The 17114-nt window shown below is 67.3% G+C and carries 13 protein-coding genes and 5 pseudogenes; 12 read left to right on the plus strand and 6 right to left on the minus strand.

Going from position 1 to position 17114, the window contains the following annotated elements; translation table 11 throughout:
• Positions 1–2: 2 nt before the first annotated feature.
• From ACFJI0_RS01830 to ACFJI0_RS01845, 4 genes and pseudogenes are all read right to left on the minus strand, one after another.
• A pseudogene (locus ACFJI0_RS01830) lies at positions 3–1152 on the minus strand (flagellin).
• A 203-nt stretch (positions 1153–1355) separates the two neighbouring features.
• Positions 1356–2156 (minus strand): flagellar filament capping protein FliD, encoded by an 801-nt coding sequence (gene fliD / locus ACFJI0_RS01835; protein ID WP_382323241.1) that lies wholly within the window; start codon positions 2154–2156, stop codon positions 1356–1358.
• Positions 2157–2274: 118 nt separating this feature from the next.
• A pseudogene (locus ACFJI0_RS01840) lies at positions 2275–2883 on the minus strand (flagellar cap protein FliD N-terminal domain-containing protein); the annotation flags it as partial.
• A 46-nt stretch (positions 2884–2929) separates the two neighbouring features.
• Entirely contained in the window at positions 2930–4117 is a 1188-nt protein-coding gene (locus ACFJI0_RS01845) for a flagellin (protein WP_382323242.1), read from the minus strand.
• Between the two features lie 546 nt (positions 4118–4663).
• Between ACFJI0_RS01845 and flhD the strand changes: the two genes are divergently transcribed.
• From flhD to ACFJI0_RS01900, 11 genes and pseudogenes are all read left to right on the plus strand, one after another.
• Complete coding sequence (gene flhD / locus ACFJI0_RS01850) at positions 4664–4999, plus strand: flagellar transcriptional regulator FlhD (protein ID WP_297403347.1); 336 nt, start codon at positions 4664–4666, stop codon at positions 4997–4999.
• 65 nt (positions 5000–5064) lie between these two features.
• Positions 5065–5602 (plus strand): annotated as a pseudogene (gene flhC / locus ACFJI0_RS01855) (flagellar transcriptional regulator FlhC).
• Positions 5603–5761: 159 nt separating this feature from the next.
• The gene (gene motA, locus ACFJI0_RS01860) at positions 5762–6619 is read left to right on the plus strand and encodes a flagellar motor stator protein MotA (RefSeq protein ID WP_382323243.1); all 858 of its coding nucleotides are present in this window, start codon (positions 5762–5764) and stop codon (positions 6617–6619) included.
• A 20-nt stretch (positions 6620–6639) separates the two neighbouring features.
• The gene (motB, locus tag ACFJI0_RS01865; protein WP_382323244.1) at positions 6640–7734 is read left to right on the plus strand and encodes a flagellar motor protein MotB; all 1095 of its coding nucleotides are present in this window, start codon (positions 6640–6642) and stop codon (positions 7732–7734) included.
• 47 nt (positions 7735–7781) lie between these two features.
• Positions 7782–8168 (plus strand): chemotaxis response regulator CheY, encoded by a 387-nt coding sequence (cheY, locus tag ACFJI0_RS01870; RefSeq protein ID WP_382161749.1) that lies wholly within the window; start codon positions 7782–7784, stop codon positions 8166–8168.
• Positions 8169–8180: 12 nt separating this feature from the next.
• On the plus strand, positions 8181–8807 hold the full coding sequence (locus tag ACFJI0_RS01875) for a protein phosphatase CheZ (protein WP_382161746.1): 627 nt from the start codon (positions 8181–8183) through the stop codon (positions 8805–8807).
• A gap of 311 nt (positions 8808–9118) precedes the next feature.
• Positions 9119–10277, plus strand: a pseudogene (locus tag ACFJI0_RS01880) (flagellar biosynthesis protein FlhB).
• Positions 10274–12350: pseudogene (flhA, locus tag ACFJI0_RS01885) on the plus strand (flagellar biosynthesis protein FlhA). Before ACFJI0_RS01880 ends, flhA begins: the two co-directional pseudogenes overlap by 4 nt.
• Positions 12347–13876 carry a flagellar biosynthesis protein FlhF gene (gene flhF, locus ACFJI0_RS01890; RefSeq protein WP_382323245.1) on the plus strand — a complete coding sequence of 510 codons (1530 nt, stop codon included), beginning with the start codon at positions 12347–12349 and terminating at the stop codon, positions 13874–13876. Before flhA ends, flhF begins: the two are co-directional and overlap by 4 nt.
• Positions 13869–14666, plus strand: coding sequence for a hypothetical protein (locus tag ACFJI0_RS01895; protein WP_382323246.1), 798 nt, complete (start codon positions 13869–13871; stop codon positions 14664–14666). Before flhF ends, ACFJI0_RS01895 begins: the two co-directional genes overlap by 8 nt.
• Positions 14667–14668: 2 nt before the next feature.
• A complete protein-coding gene (locus ACFJI0_RS01900; RefSeq protein ID WP_291112634.1) occupies positions 14669–15385 on the plus strand; it encodes an RNA polymerase sigma factor FliA in 717 nt (238 codons plus the stop codon).
• Between the two features lie 144 nt (positions 15386–15529).
• Here ACFJI0_RS01900 and ACFJI0_RS01905 read toward each other — a convergent pair whose 3' ends face one another.
• Both ACFJI0_RS01905 and ACFJI0_RS01910 read right to left on the minus strand, forming a co-directional pair.
• Positions 15530–16102, minus strand: a complete 573-nt coding sequence (locus ACFJI0_RS01905; protein WP_382323247.1) for a putative glycolipid-binding domain-containing protein — start codon at positions 16100–16102, stop codon at positions 15530–15532.
• Between the two features lie 8 nt (positions 16103–16110).
• Positions 16111–16611: a DUF2059 domain-containing protein gene (locus ACFJI0_RS01910; protein ID WP_382323248.1), complete on the minus strand. Its 501-nt coding sequence runs from the start codon at positions 16609–16611 to the stop codon at positions 16111–16113.
• 111 nt (positions 16612–16722) lie between these two features.
• Here ACFJI0_RS01910 and ACFJI0_RS01915 point away from each other — a divergent pair, with 111 nt between their 5' ends.
• On the plus strand, positions 16723–17094 hold the full coding sequence (locus ACFJI0_RS01915) for an ankyrin repeat domain-containing protein (protein WP_382161725.1): 372 nt from the start codon (positions 16723–16725) through the stop codon (positions 17092–17094).
• The last annotated feature ends 20 nt before the right edge of the window (positions 17095–17114 follow it).

Here is a 17114-nt window from a genome sequence, read left to right on the forward strand (position 1 = left end):
GATCAGCGCAGCAGGGACAGCACGCCCTGTTGCGCCTGGTTGGCTTGCGCCACCATGGCGGTGCCGGCCTGTTGCAGGATCTGGGCGCGCGACAGGTTCGACGTTTCCTTGGCGAAGTCGGCGTCGACGATGCGGCCGCGCGCGGCGGAGATGTTCTCGCCGGTGATCTGGATGTTGGCCACGGCGTTCTCGAAGCGGCTCTGCAGGGCACCGAGGTCGGCGCGCGAGCTGTTGATCGAGTTGATCGCGGTGTCGATCACCTTCAGGGCCTTTTGCGCATCACCGAAGCTGTTGACGCTGATGTCGTCGAGCTGGCTCGTGGCCGCGGCGCTGTCGGCCGGGGCCGCGCCGGTGGTGGTGGCACCGAAGCCGACGAAGCTGGCGGCCGTGATGGCGGTGTCGGAGAACACCTCGAAGCCGGTGGCGGTGCCGCCGGCGTTGTAGGTGACGCGGGCGAACACGCCGGTGTCGGACGACTTGGCGTTGATCGCGTCCACGACCTGCGTGTTGCGACCGGCGGCCGTGGTGGCGACGGAGACCGGGCCCAGGGCCACGCCGCGCACGGTCAGCGCGCCCGCGGCGATGGCGCCCAGGGCGGTGCCGTCGTTGATCGCGCTGGTCGAGGCTGCGCAGCGAGGTGTTGCCCAGGGCGGTGGAGTTGGCGCTGACGATGGAGTCGATGGCGATGCCTTCACCGGCGTTGGCGCCGACCTGGAAGGTGGCGTTGGCGAACGAGCCGTCCAGCAGCTTGGTGCCGTTGAACGAGGTGGTCTTGGCGACACGGTCGATTTCCTGGCGCAGCTGCGTGACTTCGGCCTGCAGGGCGGTGCGGTCGCTGCCGTTGTTCGAGGCGTTGGCCGATTGCACGGCCAGTTCGCGCATGCGCTGCAGCATGTCGCCGACCTTGCCCAGGGCGCCTTCGGCGGTCTGGGCCAGCGAGATGCCGTCGTTGGCGTTGCGGGCCGCCACGTTGAGGCCACGCACCTGGGCGTTCATGCGCTCGGAGATGGCGAGGCCGGCGGCGTCGTCCTTGGCGCTGTTGACGCGCAGGCCCGAAGACAGGCGCTGCATGGAGGTGCGCAGCGAGCTGGAGGTGGTGCCCAGGTTGCGCTGGGCGGTCATGGACATGACGTTGGTGTTGATGGTGGTCATAACTAACTCCTGTGAAGTGGTTGGGCTGACTGCCCGGCTGCCCGGGCCACGAACCCATGGAGAAGTTCGTTGCAACCTATTTCGGTGCCTGCCACGTTTTCTTGAGGAAATCGAACCCGACCTGCCGCCGTTGCGGAAAAACGCACAAAAAAAAGCCCTGGTCGCATGAAGCGCCAGGGCATCCGTGGAGCGGACCCTTCAACTCAGCCTGTGGACTTGTTCCACTGCGCGATCTGTTGCGTGACGAAGGCGTTGAGCGAGTTGAGCTGGCCCACCATCGCGTCCATCGCGTTGTACTGCTTGAGGTAACGCGATTCGGCGCGGACGGCGCGTTCATTCACCTTTTCCTGTTCCTTGGTGTTGCGCTTGGCGGCTTCGCGCAGCGATTCGGAGCGCGAGGTCAGCGTGCCGCTGGCGCCCGCGAAACCTTCGGCGAAGGTCTTGAGCTTTTCGCCGAAGCCCTGCGCCGTGGGGTCGATGTGGTCGGCGTTGAACAGGTTCTGCACCGCCTGGGGGTTGTCCAGCGCCTTGCCCAGCTTGGTGCTGTCGACGGTCATCTTGCCGCCCGACTTGATGTCGATGCCGATGTCGGCCAGCGTGGTGAACTCACCGCCCGGCGTGAACGAGCGCATCATGCCGCGCAGCGCGTTCTGCAGGCCCACGGCCGTGCTGTCGCCCTGCAGCGAGCCGGCCACCTTGGTCTCCGAGTTGTAGCCCGTGGTGCTGCTGAGCATGTCGTTGAGCGCGTTGTACGCGTCGACGAAGGACTGGATGGTCTTGGTCATCGCCTCCTTGTCGTTGGTGATCGAGATCTCCACCGGCGCCGTCGTCGTCTGCGAGAACTGCAGGGTGATGCCGGGCAGGCCGTCCTTGTAGGTGTTGCTGGCCGACTCGATGGCGATGCCGTTGATGGTGGCCAGCGCGTTGGCGCCGTGCGTGATCTGCACGCCCGAGGCCACGCCGCCCTGCACCGCCAGGCGCGAGAGACCGGTGTTGCGCAGCACCGTCGCTGTCGGTGACCTGCATCTCGAAGCCCATGGCTTCGCCGGTTTCCTTGGAACGCATCAGCAGGCGTTCGCCCGTGGCGTCGCGCAGCACGGTGGCGGTCACGCCGGCGTCGGCCGCGTTGATCTTGGCCGCGATCGCCGTGAGCGTGTCTTCGCCTTCGGCGATCTCGATGTCCACGGCGGCCTTGTCGCCGGCCACGAAGGAGCCCGAGCTCCAGTCGCCCAGCGTGATCTTCAGGCTGCCCGCGCCCATGGCCGTGTCTTTGGGCACCGCCAGCGTGGCCGTGGACTGCGCCCGGGCCAGCTGCGACACCTCGACCGACATCGCGGTGGGCGCGGTGCCCGTGGCCGCGGTGACGCCGACGGCGGCGGCCAGCGAGGAACTCCCCTTGACGGCCTTGAAGGCATTGGGGTCGGCCAGCTTGGTGCCGAGCTCGCCCAGCGAGTTCATCATCGACGTCAGCGTGCCGAAGAGCGAGATCTTGCTCTGGATCTTGGTGGCCTGCGTCTGCAGCCCCGCCAGCGGCGCGCGTTCGAGTGCGACCAGCTGCGAGACGATGGTTTCGATCGGGACGCCGCTGGCGCATGCCGGTGGAGGTGATGGGCATGTCAGGTCTCCGCGCCGGCGCGGGGCGCCGGCGTGTGGGTGGAAGCGGGTCGGTTCTTCATGTTCTGTTTCCTCCGGGATGTACGCACCACACGCCAGGGCATGCGGTCTGTGCATCCCGCAATCGCCGTTGGCCACGGCGCATGCGGATGTGCGCGCTCGATCAGGAACGCAGCAGCGAGAGCACCCCCTGGGGAATCTGGTTGGCCTGCGCCACCATGGCGGTGCCGGCCTGTTGCAGGATCTGGGCGCGCGAGAGGTTGGACGTTTCCTTGGCGAAGTCGGCGTCGACGATGCGGCCGCGCGCGGCGGAGATGTTCTCGCCCGTGATCTGGATGTTGGCCACGGCGTTCTCGAAGCGGCTTTGCAGGGCACCGAGGTCGGCGCGCGAGCTGTTGATCGAGTTGATGGCGTTGTCGATCACCTTCAGGGCGAGCTGCGAGTCGCCGAAGGAGTTGACGTTGATGTCTTCGACGAAGGAATCGGCGGCGGCGGCGGTGGCCGCGCCAGCGCCGGTGGTGCCGGCGGCGAAGTTGCCGAAGTCGGCGGCCACGAGCGCGCGGTCGGAGAACACCTCGTAGCCGTCCATCACGCCAGCGGTGAAAGTGGGGCGGGCGAACACGCCGGTGTCGGAGGACTTGGCGTTGATCGCATCGACCATCTGGCCGGCGCGTTGCGCCAGCGTGGTGGCTTCACCGATGGGGCCGAGGTTGACCGCGTTGCCGTTGGCGTCGTCGATCGAGAGCGGCGTGGCGCCACCGGCGGGGATGGCGGCCAGCACGGCGGGCGCGACCGGCGTGGCCGGCGGCACGATCTTGGCGGTGGTGTGCACCGAGGTCTGGCCCAGCGCCGCGGAGTTGGAGTTGACGATGCTGTCGATGGAGATGCCTTCACCGGCGTTGGCGCCGACCTGGAAGGTGGCGTTGGCGAACGAGCCGTCGAGCAGCTTGGTGCCGTTGAACGAGGTGGTCTTGGCCACGCGGTCGATTTCCTGGCGCAGCTGCTGCACCTCGGCGTTGAGCGCGGTGCGGTCGCTGCCGTTGTTCGAGGCGTTGGCCGACTGCACGGCCAGTTCGCGCATGCGCTGCAGCATGTCGCCGACCTTGCCCAGCGCGCCTTCGGCGGTCTGGGCCAGCGAGATGCCGTCGTTGGCGTTGCGCGCGGCCACGTTGAGGCCACGCACCTGGGTGTTCATGCGTTCGGAAATCGCGAGGCCGGCGGCATCGTCTTTCGCGCTGTTCACGCGCAGGCCCGAAGACAGGCGCTGCATGGAAGTGGCGAACGAGCTGGCCGAGCTGCTCAGATTTCGCTGAGCATTCATCGACATCACGTTCGTGTTGATGGTGGTCATAACTAACTCCTGTAAATGGACTTGGAAAGTGAACCGGCTTCATGGACATTGCTGCCCATCGCCGTGTCGACCCTTGCGGGCCTCCACCGTCGCTGCTCGCCGCCTTTGCTGGCCGGACGACGAACCCATTTGGAAGTTCGTTGAGTCAATTTCGGTGATGAGTGGAGATTCTTGAGGTTTGTCTGCAATCCAACCGGCGGATAAACCGGGCCGTTCGGCGCCAGTTCATGGCTTAAAGAGGCTCCCCCCTGCGCCGCTTTGCGGCTTCCCCCCTCTGTGGCGCGCCTTCGGCGCTTCGAGGGGGGACGGCGTCTCGGGCCGGCGGAGCCGGACCCTTGACGCCTCTTGAGGGGGCGGCTTCTCTCCTGCGCCGCTCCACAGGCAGGATCGTTTTGAGTACCAAGGTTGTAGGTGTTTGGATGACAAGGGGGTGCTGCGCGCCTGACGCAACGCACAGACATTTCCCGATTCAAGTTTTTTTACCGCTCGACACAATTCATACATCGGGCCAACAAACAGCGGCTCCTACTGAAAGAAGGAAACATCATGGACAGCGAACAACTCCTGGCAGAAATCCGCGAAGCCAACCTGACCTACCTCATGCTGGCGCAGAACCTGATCCGCAAGGACCGCGCCGAAGCCCTGTACCGCCTGGGCCTGACCGAAGAAGCCGCCGACCTGCTGGGCATGCTGTCCACGGCGCAACTGCTCAAGATCGCTTCCAGCAACATGCTGCTGTGCCGCTTCCGCGTCGACGACGACCTGGTGTGGAACCTGCTGACCAGCCACAACGTGAAGAAGGTGGACAACAGCACCACCACCCAGCTGCACGCCAGCATCCTGATGGCCGGCCGTTTCGCCGAGTCCATGGCCGCTCACTGAGCCGCGCTCCCGCTTCCCTCCTTCTTTCTTCTTCTCTCTCACCGTTTCATCTCCAGGAGCCCACCATGGCCGCAGGCAAGAGCATCCTCAACGAGTCGCGTGACATCGAGCGCGCTGTCGCCCTGATCCAGCTTGGCGCCCGCCTGCAGGTGCTGGAGTACGAAACCAGCCTGTCCTACGAGCGCCTGCTGCGCCTGTACAAGGAAGTCGCCGGCAAGTCGCCCTCCAAAGGCCAGCTGCCCTTCTCGACCGACTGGTTCCTGACCTGGCAGCCCAACATCCACTCGTCGCTGTTCCTCAACATCCACGAGTACCTCTCCAAGACCAGCGAACTCGAAGAGATCGACACGGTCATCAAGGCCTTCCGCCTCTACAGCGAACAGATGCAGGCCAGCGCCATCGAGCCGCTGCTCTCCGTCACCCGCGCCTGGCGCCTGGTGAAGTTCGTCGACAACGGCATGCTCACGCTGACCAAGTGCTCCTGCTGCGGTGCGCAACTTCGTCACCGAACCCTACGAAAACCGCCATTTCGTCTGCGGCCTGTGCCAGCCGCCGGCCCGCGCCGGCAAGGGCAGCGCCAACGGTGGCCTGCGGTTGCATTGAGCCCGAGCCTTTTCGCTCAAACCCTGAAATGGACCCCGATGCGGGTCCATTTCGCGTTTATGGCCCCCTTCAATCCCCCCTAGAGTTGGCCGATAGAAAACACATTCCTCCAAGTCACGCGTGCGCCCCTGTGCCGCGTCCTCTTCCAGGCACAAGAACATGTTCGTCATCATTGGTTTCGTGGTTTCGATGGTCTGCATCTTCGGGGTATTCATATTCCACGGAGGCAACATCGGTGTCGTGCTCAAGGCGCTGCCCTTCGAGCTGACGACCATCCTGGGCGCCGCGCTGGGGGCTTTCCTCATCAACAACCAGATGAAGGTGGTCAAGGCCTCGTTCAAAGGCCTGGCGCAGTGCTTCAAGGGCAGCCGCTACACCAAGGCGCGCTACATGGAGCTGCTCGCGCTGCTGTTCGACATCCTGCAGAAGGCCCGCAAGGAAGGCCTGATGGCGATCGAGCAGGACGTGGAGAACCCGCACGAGTCGGCGCTGTTCAAGAAATACCCCACCATCTCGGCCGACCACCACGTGGTCGAGTTCATCACCGACTACCTGCGCATGATGGTCTCGGGCAACCTCAACGCGCACGAGATCGAGTCGCTGATGGACGCCGAGATCGAAACCCACCACCAGGAGGCGCATGCCCCGGTGGCTGCCATCGGCCGCCTGGCCGGCGGCCTGCCGGCCTTCGGCATCGTGGCCGCCGTGCTGGGCGTGGTGAACACCATGGGCTCGGTCGGCCAGCCGCCCGCCGTGCTCGGCGCCATGATCGGTTCGGCCCTGGTCGGGACCTTCCTCGGCATCTTGCTGGCGTACGGCGTGTTCGAACCGCTCGGCGGCCTGCTGGACCAGAAGATGGAAGAGGGCAGCAAGGAGCTGCTGTGCGTCAAGACCACGCTGCTCTCCAGCATGCAGGGTTATGCGCCGCTGACCGCGATCGAGTTCGGCCGCAAGGTGCTGTTCGCCGACGTGCGGCCGACCTTCGCCGAGCTGGAAACCCACGTGAAGAAGAAGTGATTTCCTTCGGGTAGAGCACCATGGCAGGCGACGGCAAGAAACTTCAGCCCATCATCATCAAGCGCATCAAGAAGGGTGGCGATGCCGCCCATGGTGGTGCGTGGAAGATCGCCTACGCCGACTTCGTGACCGCGATGATGGCCTTCTTCCTGCTCATGTGGCTGCTGGGCTCCACGGCCAAGGGCGAGCTGCAGGGCATCGCGAGCTACTTCCAGTCGCCGGTGAAGGTCTCGCTCATGGGCGGCCCGGGCACCGGCAACAGCAGCAGCATCCTGCCCGGCGGTGGGCGCGACCTGAGCAAGTCCTTCGGCCAGATGGACAGCGGCGAGGCCGAGCGCGCGGCCAAGCTCATCGGCGCCCAGATGGCGCGCGCCGACTCGATGCGCCGCGACGCCGCGCGCATCGACGCGCTGGAGCGCAAGATCACCACGCTGATCGAAAAGAACCCCAAACTCTCGGAGTTCGGTTCGCAGATCCAGCTGGAAAAAACCCTCGACGGCCTGCACATCCAGATCGTGGACCAGCAGAACCGGCCCATGTTCGACACCGGCAGCGCGCTGGTGAAGCCCTACATGCGCGACATCCTGCGCGAGATCGGCGCGGCGCTGGGTGATGTGGAGAACCGCATCGCCCTGGCGGGCCACACCGACGCCACGCCCTACGGCAGCGGCGAGCGCGGCTACAGCAACTGGGAACTCTCGGCCGACCGGGCCAACGCCTCGCGCCGCGAACTGGTGGCCGGCGGCCTGCCGCAGGACAAGCTGCGCCGGGTGGAAGGCCTGGCGTCAAGCCGCCTGCTGCGCGAAGACCTGCCCACCGACCCGATCAACCGCCGCATCAGCATCGTGGTGATGACGCAGGAGGCCGAAGACCGCCTGCTGCCCCGCTCGTCGCCCACGCCCGTGATGCCCATGCTCGAACCCATGCCGCCGCCGCTGCCCACCGCGGCCGCCAAGCCCCAGACCGCCCCCCGCGTGGCCGCCCAGCCGGCCGCCGCCGGCGCCGCACCGGACGTGCCCGCCGTGCCTGTGAAGACCGCCGACCCCGTCATTGCGCTGCCCACGCTTCAGATTTCCGGGCAAGTGACGAAATCTCCTTCACAGAGCGGTGGCTGACGCGGCCGGCTCCTCTTCCTTGATCCTTTCCTCCCACGGAGGCTTTCATGTCCACCCCGATGAAATTCCTGATCGTTGACGACTTCTCCACCATGCGCCGCATCGTGCGCAACCTGCTCAAGGAGATCGGGCACGCCGACGCCGACGAGGCCGAAGACGGTGCGATCGCGCTGAGCAAGCTGCGCAACGGCGGCTTCAACTTCGTGGTGTCGGACATCAACATGCCCAACATGAACGGCTTCGAGCTGCTGGCCCAGATCAAGCAGGACGAGAAGCTCAAGCACCTGCCGGTGCTGATGGTGACCGCCGAGGCGCGCAAGGAAGACATCGTGATGGCGGCGCAGAACGGTGCCGCCGGTTACATCGTCAAGCCCTTCACCAAGGCCACGCTGGAAGAAAAGCTCGCGAACATCTTCAAGAAGCTCGGCATCTGAGAGGGCCGCACCATGAATCAACAACAAGAAGAGGCGGCGTCGGGCAACCCCGACATGTTCCGCCAACTCGGTTCGATCACGCGGCAGCTGCACGATGCGCTCAAGGAGCTGGGCTACACCGACAAGCTCAAAGGCACGGTGGACCAGCTGCCCGACGCGCAGAGCCGCCTGTCCTACATCGCGCGCCTGACGGGCGAGGCGGCTGAAAAGGTGCTCAACCACGTGGACGAAGGCAAGGCCGAGCAGGCGAAGATCGCCGAACGCGGTCGCCAGCTGGCCGACACCATCTCCCGCGTCCCCGGCCTGGCCCGCGCCATGCCCGAGCTGCTGGAATGGTCGAAAGACATCGTCGAGCTGAGCGACAAGTCCGACGCGCGCCTGACCGACATCATGATGGCGCAGGACTTCCACGACCTCACCGGCCAGGTGATCGGCCGCGTGGTCCAGCTCGCCGGCACCATCGAAGAACAGCTGCTCAGCCTGCTGCTGCAATCCGCCCCCGGCGGCCAGCCAGGCCAGGACCATGCCATCGTGGACCAGCCCGCCCTGGCTGGCCCCGTGGTCAACGCCGAAGGCCGCACCGACGTGGTGAGCGACCAGGCGCAGGTCGACGACCTGCTAGCGAGTTTGGGGTTTTGACCCCCGCGGCGCTTCGCGCCACCCCCTTTCAGGGGGCAATGCCAGTGGCCCGGCAAAGCCGGTTCCACGGCATTTCTGGAAAAGCCCTCGTTGGCGCGCCACTGGCTCGGGGATGCCGGGCGTTCTGCGCAGCGGGGTAAAGGAGGAGGACCGGCGAAGCCGGTTCGGGGGACACCCGCGGAGCAGAACGCCCGGCGTCCCCGAGCCCGCGAGGTGACGGGAAAGAAAAGCGCCGTTCAAGGGCGTCTTATCGCCCTTTAGTTTTTCCTGGCGGCTTCCAGAATCGGATTTACCGATCGTGTGAACCGCCCATGGACTCCTCCGCCCAAGACAAGAACCTGCCAGCCACCGCGCAGCGCCTGAAAAAGGCGCGCGACGATGGCCAGGTGCCGCGTTCCAAGGACCTGTCCAACCTCGCCGTGCTCGGTGGCGGCGCCCTCATCCTGGTCGCGCTCGCCCCCGTCGGCTTCGAAAAACTGCGCAGCGCCCTGCAAGGCCAGCTGCGCTTCGACCACCAGACCCTGCTCAAACCCGAACTCGCCACCGAACGCCTGGTGGACGGCTTCGCGCAAGGCCTCATGCTCTACCTGCCGCTGGGCGTGGCCGTGCTCGCCATCGTGCTGCTCGCCGCCTTCGGCTCCGGCAGCTGGGCCCTGAGCACCAAGCCCCTCGTGCCCGACCTCAGCCGCATCAACCCGCTCAAGGGCATCGGCCGCCTCTTCACCAAACAACAGCTCTTCGACACCGCCAAGCTGGCCGCCATCTCCGCCATCGTCGGGCTGGTGGCCTGGCAGTTCCTCTCGTCCCACGTGCAGGACTTCGCCATGCTGGTCATGCAGCCGCTGGAATCGGGCCTGGGCCAGCTCGGCCACTGGCTCATGCTCGGCGTGGGCCTGCTGCTGATGGTGGTGGCGCTCGTCGCCGTGATCGACTTCCCGGCGCAGAAATTTTTGCACGCGCAGCGCATGCGCATGTCGCACCAGGAAGTGAAGCAGGAACACAAGGAAGCCGAAGGCGACCCGCACTTCAAGTCCAAGCGCCGCGCGATGCAGCGCGAGATGGCCCAGCGCAACAGCGTGGGCGCCGTGCCCAAGGCCGACCTGGTGGTCATGAACCCGACCCACTACGCCGTGGCGCATCCGCTACGACGACGCCAGCATGAACGCGCCGCGCGTGATCGCCAAGGGCGCCGACCTGCTGGCCATGAAGATCCGCGACGTCGCCAAGGCCCACAAGGTGCCGGTGCTGCAGTCGCCCATGCTGGCGCGCGCGCTCTACGCCCACGCCGAGATCGACGACGAGATCCCATCGGCGCTCTACACCGCCGTGGCCCAGGTGCTGGCCTACGTGTACCAGCTCAAGGCCGCCATGAAGGGCCAGGGCGCCATGCCCGCCGCGCAGCCCGAACCCCTGGTGCCGCCCGAGCTCGATCCGCACTTCAAGAAACCCGCCAAAGAGGCCTCTGAATGAACCTGCAAACGCTGCAGCAATGGTTGAACCGCAACGCCAGCTGGGCCGGCGGCCTGGCCGCGCCCATGCTGGTCATCACCATCCTGTCGATGATGGTGCTGCCGCTGCCACCCTGGCTGCTGGACACCTTCTTCACGCTCAACATCGCGCTGGCGCTGGTGGTGATGATGGTGGCGGCCTACATGAAGCGGCCGCTGGACTTCTCGGTCTTTCCCACCGTGCTGCTGCTCACCACGCTGCTGCGCCTCTCGCTCAACGTGGCCTCCACCCGCGTGGTGCTGCTCGAAGGCCACACCGGCCCGGGCGCGGCCGGCGCGGTGATCGAGGCCTTCGGCCACTTCCTGATCGGCGGCAACTTCGCGGTCGGTTTCATCGTGTTCGCGATCCTGGTGGTGATCAACTTCGTGGTGATCACCAAGGGCTCGGAGCGCATCGCCGAGGTCTCGGCCCGCTTCACCCTGGACGCCATGCCCGGCAAGCAGATGGCGATCGACGCCGACCTGAACGCCGGCCTGATCGACGACAAGGAGGCCAAGCGCCGCCGCCGCGAAGTGGGCGAGGAAGCCGAGTTCTTCGGCTCCATGGACGGTGCCTCCAAATTCGTGCGCGGCGACGCCATCGCCGGCATCCTGATCCTGTTCATCAACATCATCGGCGGCTTCATCATCGGCGTGCTGCAGCACGGCCTCTCGGCCGGCCAGGCGGCGGACAACTACATCCTGCTGGCCGTCGGTGACGCGCTGGTGGCGCAGATTCCCTCGCTGCTGATCTCGGTGGCCGCGGCCATGGTGGTCTCGCGCGTGGGCAAGGACGAAGACCTGGGCGTGCAGGTGATGGAGCAGATGTTCCTCTCGCCCAAGGTGCTGGGCATCACCGCCGCCGTGCTGTTCATGCTGGGCATCGTGCCGGGCATGCCGCACCTGGTGTTCCTGAGCTTCGCGGCCATCGCCGGCGGCCTGGCCTACTGGGTGGCGCGCGAGCAGGCCAAGCCCGCGCCCGAACCGGAAGCGCCGGCCGTGCAGGGCGACGGCGAAGCCACCTGGGACGACCTGCAGCCGGTCGACCTGCTGGGCCTGGAACTGGGCTACCGCCTGATCGCCATGGTGGACAAGACCCGCCAGGGCGACCTGCTCACCCGCATCAAGGGCGTGCGCAAGAAGTTCGCGCAGGAGGTCGGTTTCCTGCCGCCCGCGGTGCACATGCGCGACAACCTGGAGCTGCGCCCCAGCGCCTACCGCATCACGCTGCGCGGCGTGGTGGTGGGCGAGGGCGAGGTGTTCCCGGGCATGTTCCTGGCGATCGACCCGGGTGGCATCGGCACCCCGCTGATCGGCACGCCCACCACCGACCCGGCGTTTGGCCTGCCCGCGCACTGGATCGACGAAAAGCAGCGTGAGAACGCGCAAATGGCCGGTTTTACCGTGGTTGATTCCGAGACCGTGCTGGCGCACGCATCTTTCACACTTGATGCAAGTCCAGGCGGCCAAGTTGCTGAGCCGGACGGAGACCCAGGACCTGGTTGAACACGTCACCCGCCTGGCCCCCAAACTGATCGAAGAAGTCGTGCCCAAAATGGTCCCGGTTGCCACCTTCCAGAAAGTCCTCCAGCTGCTGCTGGAAGAGTCTGTGCATGTGCGCGACATCCGCACCATCATCGAATCGCTGGCCGAGCACGCCCCCCACACCACCGACCCGACCGAGCTGGCCCGCCGCGTGCGCATGGCGCTCTCGCCGGCCATCGTGCAGCAGATCTACGGCCCGGTGAAGGAACTCGAGGTCATCGCCATCGAGCCCGGCCTGGAGCGCCTGCTGATGCAGGCCCTCTCGGGCAGCGCCAACGGCGCGCTGGACCCGGGCGTGGCCGAGATGCTGAGCAAATCCGCCACCGACATCGCCAACCGCCAGGAAGAGAAGGGCGTGCCCGCCTGCCTGCTGGTGCCCGACGCCATCCGCAATGCCATGTCCCGCCTGCTGCGCCGCGCCGCGCCGCGCCTGCAGGTCCTGGCGCACAGCGAAATACCTGAAACCCACCTGATCCGCATCGGCCCGATCCTTGGAGAACTTGCAGCATGAACATCCAACGCTTCATTGCCCCCACGTCCCGCGAAGCCATGAACAAGGCGCGCAAGACCTTTGGCGACAGCGCCGTGATCCTCTCCACCCGCAACACCGCTGAAGGTTTCGAGGTGATGGCCGCCGCCGAGGAAAGCCTGGCTTCGCTGGCCGATCACGCGAACGCCGCGCCGGCCGCCGCCGCTGCCGCTGCCGCGCCCGCCCGTCCCAAGGCCTCCACCACCGGTTCGCTGGCCGCGCCGCAGTCGGTGCAGAGCGACACCGAGACGCTGGCGATGAGCACGCTGTCGTTCCAGGACTATGTGCGCGAACGCATGCTGCGCAAGCGCCGCGAGTCGCTGCACGGCACGCCCGCCGCGGCCGCCGAAACCGCGGCGCCCGCCATCGAGCGCCGCGCGCCGGCCCCGGTCGCCGCGCCGCAGATCGTGACCCGGCCCGAGCCGATCGAGGTGCCGGTGCAGCGCTTCAACCAGCCCGAACCCATCGTGGCGCGCAAGCCCGCCCCGATCCGCACCCGCTCCAGCGAGCCGGCGTGGGAAGACTCGCAGCCGCCGTCCACGCGCTTCCCCAGCCACGACGACAGCCGCATGGCGGTCGAGCTCTCGGCGCTCAAGGACATGATCGAGGAGCGCTTCAACACCCTGGCCTGGCTCGGCTCGTCCAAGCAGAACCCGATCCAGTCCAACCTGATGCTCAAGATGATCCGCGCCGGCTACTCGCCCGCGATGTCGCGCGCCGTGCTCGAGCGCGTGCCGGCCGAGGCCAATGCCGCCGAAGCGGTGCGCTGGCTGATGGATGTGATCACCCGCAACCTCAAGGTCGCGACGCCCGGCGCCGGCCTGTGCGACGAAGGCGGCGTGGTCTCGCTGGTGGGCGCCACCGGCGTGGGCAAGACCACCACCGCCGCCAAGCTGGCCGCGCAGTGCGTCAAACAATACGGTGCCGGCAGCGTGGGCCTGATCACGCTGGACACCTACCGCGTCTCCGGCTTCGAGCAGCTGCGCGCCTTCGGCCGCATGCTGGGCGTCGTGGCCCACCTGGCGCACGACCGCGCCGCGCTCAAGGACCTGCTCAACCTGCTGGGCAACAAGCGCCTGGTGATCATCGACACCGCCGGCCTGGGCCAGCGCGACCAGCGCATCCAGGACATGCTGGACGTGCTCGACATCCCCAAGGTCAAGAAGACCCTGGTGCTCAACGCCGGCTCGCAAGGTGACACGCTGGACGAGGTGCTGACCTCGTTCAAAGCGAGCTCGCTGCACGGTGTGGTGCTCTCCAAGGTGGACGAAGCCGTCAAGCTCGGCCCGTCGCTGGACGCGCTGATCCGCCACCAGGTGGTGCTGCGCGGCGTGGCGAACGGCCAGCGCGTGCCCGAAGACTGGCAGAACGCCGATGCCGCCGCGCTGGTGCGCCTGTCCATGGGCACGCAGGGCAAGTCGGCCTACGACCCGCAACCCACCGACATGGGTTTCTTCTTTGCCCAGGCCTCCGGCCGCGGCATCGACCTGGGGGCGGCCCATGTTTGAACCCGGCTTCGACCAGGCCGCCGGTTTGCGGGGCGAACCGCCCGTGGGCGGGCCGGTGCTGGTGCCGGTGTCCAGCCCGGCGCAGCCCGCGCGCGCCTACGAATGGCTCTGCACGCTGGCCACCGCGCTCACGGCCGAAGGCCGGGCGGTGGTGATCGTCGATGGCACGGCCACCGAAGCCCGCAGCCGCGACCGCCACGACGGCGCCCACCTGGGCCTGATGCGCGTGCTGCAAGACCCCTCCATCGCTCACCTGGAACACCCCCTGGATGGCGCCGACTGGCTCGTGATGCCCGGCGCCGCCGGCCTGCAGGCCTTGCAGGAAACCGCGCAGGCCGCGGGCAGCCAGGTCGCGCTCTCGCGCCTGCTGACGCCGTTCGCCTCGGGCGCGGTGGTGCTGCTGTTCGCGCCCGCCTTCTCGCTGGCCGGTTTGCTGCACGGCCTGGGTGCCCGCGCGCTGGTGCCCGTGATCGAACAACCGCAGTCCAGCATCGACGCCTACGGCGCGGTCAAGCTGCTGGACGCGGCCGGCCTGGCGCCGGTGCTCGCCCCGCTGGCCTCTGGCGCGCCCGCCGCGCTGCAGACCGTGGTGCACACGGTGATCGACACCGCGCAGCGCCACCTCGGCCTGTCGCTGGACAGCTGGCCCGTGCGCACCTGGGCCCTGCGCGCGCAGGAAAGCGCGATCGAGAGACCCCGCCCGACCCATGCGCACGGCTACCACGGCCTGGTGCCCGGCGCCTCGCGCACCGGCCGCTCCACGGCCGCCGCCCCTTCTCTCTGGAGCTGAAGATGTACACCGCCAAAGGCACCCTCAACCGGGACGACCAGTTGCGCAAATACAGCCCGCTGGTGCGCCGCCTCGCTCACCACATGATCGCCAAGCTGCCGCCCAGCGTGGAGCTCGACGACCTGATCCAGGTCGGCATGATCGGCCTGACCGAAGCCATCGCGCGCTTCGAGCCCACCCAGGGCGTGCAGTTCGAGACCTTCGCCAGCCAGCGCATCCGCGGCGCGATGATCGACGAATTGCGCGAGGGCGACTGGATGTCGCGCGGCTCGCGCAAGAGCCAGAAAGACATCGAGCAGGCCGTGCACCGCCTGCAGCAGAAGCTGCACCGCGTGCCCAAGGAAAGCGAGATCGCCGCCGAGATGGGCATGAGCCTGGCCGACTACCAGCACCTGCTGGCCAAGGTGCGCGGCACCCAGCTCGTGTACCTGGAGGACATCAGCGGCAACAGCGACGACGAAGACGGCTTCCTGGACCGCCACATGGGCGACCACGAGGCCGACCCCTCGGCCGTGCTGCAGGACCACCGCATGCGCACCGCCCTGGTGGCCGCCATCAAGGTGCTGCCCGAGCGCGAACAGCAGATCATGTCGATGTACTACGAGCACGACATGAACCTGAAGGAGATCGCGGCCGTGCTGGGCGTGACCGAGTCGCGCATCTGCCAGCTGCACAGCCAGTCCATCGCGCGGCTGCGCTCCAAGCTGCGGGCGCATTGACGGAAATAGAAACACCCCCCTGCGCCGCTGACGCGGCTTCCCCCCTCCGTGGCGCGCCTTCGGCGCTTCGAGGGGGGACGGCAGCTTGGGCCGGCGGAGCCGGACCCTCGCTGCCTCTGACCAGTGCCGCGCGCCGGTAATGCCTCAGATGCGCTTGAAGAGGCCCGGGTAGTCGAGAACGATGCCGTCTTCGTCCACCGGCAGATCCACCTGGAATCCACTGCCGTCCAGGCTCTCGAAACGGTAGAGCCGCTCGGCCAGGCGCGTGTAGGCCTGGGGCTTGGCCTGCACCGTGAGTTCGGGGGCGCTTACCCAGGCCATGCGGAACTCGCGGCGCTCGCCCACGGCCATCGGCTCGCGCCGGATCGGAAAACTGTTGGTGAAGGGCGTGGGCCAGATGTCGATGTCCAGGCAGCCCTCCAGCTCGCGCAGCGCGCGGTTGTTGCCGTCGTGCCAGTGGCCCTGGCCGTCGGTGCGCAGGCTGAGCGCGCGCGAGGCCTGGGCGGTGTCCACCAGCAGGTCGGCCCGGCGCAACTGCCACGACCGTCCCCAGGCCAGTCGGTAGCTGAGCCGGAACGGGCCGCTGGTTTCATCGAATGCCAGCACCACGGCGCTGGCCTCGGTGTCCGACAGCAGCAGGTGCTCCAGTCCCACGCCCTCGTGGGTCGGGTTCCAGGTGGGCTGCCAGCAGAGGGTGCGGGTGTCGGTGTGGGCCATGGGGAAGCCTACTGCGCCAGCCGGGCTTCCTTCATCACCTCCACCATCTCGGCCTGCAGCTTGGGCATGAAGGCCTGCAGCTGTTGCTGCGAGGCCTCCATGGAGCGCTGCATCACCACCGGCATCTTGGCCACGAAGGCCTGGCCGACCGGGCTCTGGTAGAAGGCGATGAGGCCGTCGACCTCGGCCTGCTCGAAGTTCTCGCGGTAGATCTGCACCATCATGGGCTCCAGCTTGGCCCAGGTGATCTCCTCGCGCATCACCTTGGCCAGCCGCGCCGGCGCCAGCTCCATCACGCGCGCCTGCTGGGCCGTCAGCGCCTTGCCTTTCGTGGCGGCCTGCATGCCCTGGCGGATCATCTGCTCCATGTTGGCGTACAGGGTGTCCATCATCTTGTCCGACTGCGTGACCGACAGCAGCGTGGCGATGGAGGCGTCCGAAGGCGGGGCGGCGTGGGCCGACAGGGCCAGGGTGCTGGTGAGCAGGAGGGCGGCAAGGGTTTGTTTCATGGTCATGGCGGCGGCCTGCGGGTAAGGTTCAGGGAAGGTGATCGGACGATTGAAACACAGCGCCCGGGCCCCGCGCGGGTGGCCGCGTGGGCCGTTTGGAAAGGAGGAGGGATGTCCGCTGGAGACTGGAAAGAGCTGTACCAGGCGGCCTGCGAGGGCCGCATCGAGCTGGTGCGCTACCACGTGAGGGAGCGGGTGAACCTCGACCACGCGCACCCCGAGTACCTGTCCACGCCGCTGGTGGCCTGCATCCTGGCCCGGCAGGAGGCGGTGGCCCATCTGCTGCTGGACCACGGTGCCAACCCGCTGCTGCTGTCCGAGTTCGAGGCCCTCACACCGGTGCAGGCGGCGCGCCAGGCCGGACTGAGCGGGCTGGAGGCGCGGCTGCGCGCCATGGGGGCGCCGGACCCGGCCGCGCGGCAGCCGGCGCGGGGCGGCTGGCTCGCGCCCCTCCTGGGCCGCTGGCTGTGGTGGGCGAGGTGAACACGGGGTTGTTCGGCCTG

Source organism: Hydrogenophaga sp. UC242_53 (assembly GCF_042696965.1).
GTDB lineage: Bacteria > Pseudomonadota > Gammaproteobacteria > Burkholderiales > Burkholderiaceae_C > Hydrogenophaga.

Coding starts and splice junctions, on each gene's coding strand:
- ACFJI0_RS01845 (WP_382323242.1), bottom strand. CDS start 4,117: ATGACCACCATCAACACGAACGTGATGTCGATGAATGCTCAGCGAAAT.
- flhD (WP_297403347.1), top strand. CDS start 4,664: ATGGACAGCGAACAACTCCTGGCAGAAATCCGCGAAGCCAACCTGACC.
- motA (WP_382323243.1), top strand. CDS start 5,762: ATGTTCGTCATCATTGGTTTCGTGGTTTCGATGGTCTGCATCTTCGGG.
- motB (WP_382323244.1), top strand. CDS start 6,640: ATGGCAGGCGACGGCAAGAAACTTCAGCCCATCATCATCAAGCGCATC.
- cheY (WP_382161749.1), top strand. CDS start 7,782: ATGTCCACCCCGATGAAATTCCTGATCGTTGACGACTTCTCCACCATG.
- ACFJI0_RS01875 (WP_382161746.1), top strand. CDS start 8,181: ATGAATCAACAACAAGAAGAGGCGGCGTCGGGCAACCCCGACATGTTC.
- flhF (WP_382323245.1), top strand. CDS start 12,347: ATGAACATCCAACGCTTCATTGCCCCCACGTCCCGCGAAGCCATGAAC.
- ACFJI0_RS01895 (WP_382323246.1), top strand. CDS start 13,869: ATGTTTGAACCCGGCTTCGACCAGGCCGCCGGTTTGCGGGGCGAACCG.
- ACFJI0_RS01900 (WP_291112634.1), top strand. CDS start 14,669: ATGTACACCGCCAAAGGCACCCTCAACCGGGACGACCAGTTGCGCAAA.
- ACFJI0_RS01905 (WP_382323247.1), bottom strand. CDS start 16,102: ATGGCCCACACCGACACCCGCACCCTCTGCTGGCAGCCCACCTGGAAC.
- ACFJI0_RS01910 (WP_382323248.1), bottom strand. CDS start 16,611: ATGAAACAAACCCTTGCCGCCCTCCTGCTCACCAGCACCCTGGCCCTG.
- ACFJI0_RS01915 (WP_382161725.1), top strand. CDS start 16,723: ATGTCCGCTGGAGACTGGAAAGAGCTGTACCAGGCGGCCTGCGAGGGC.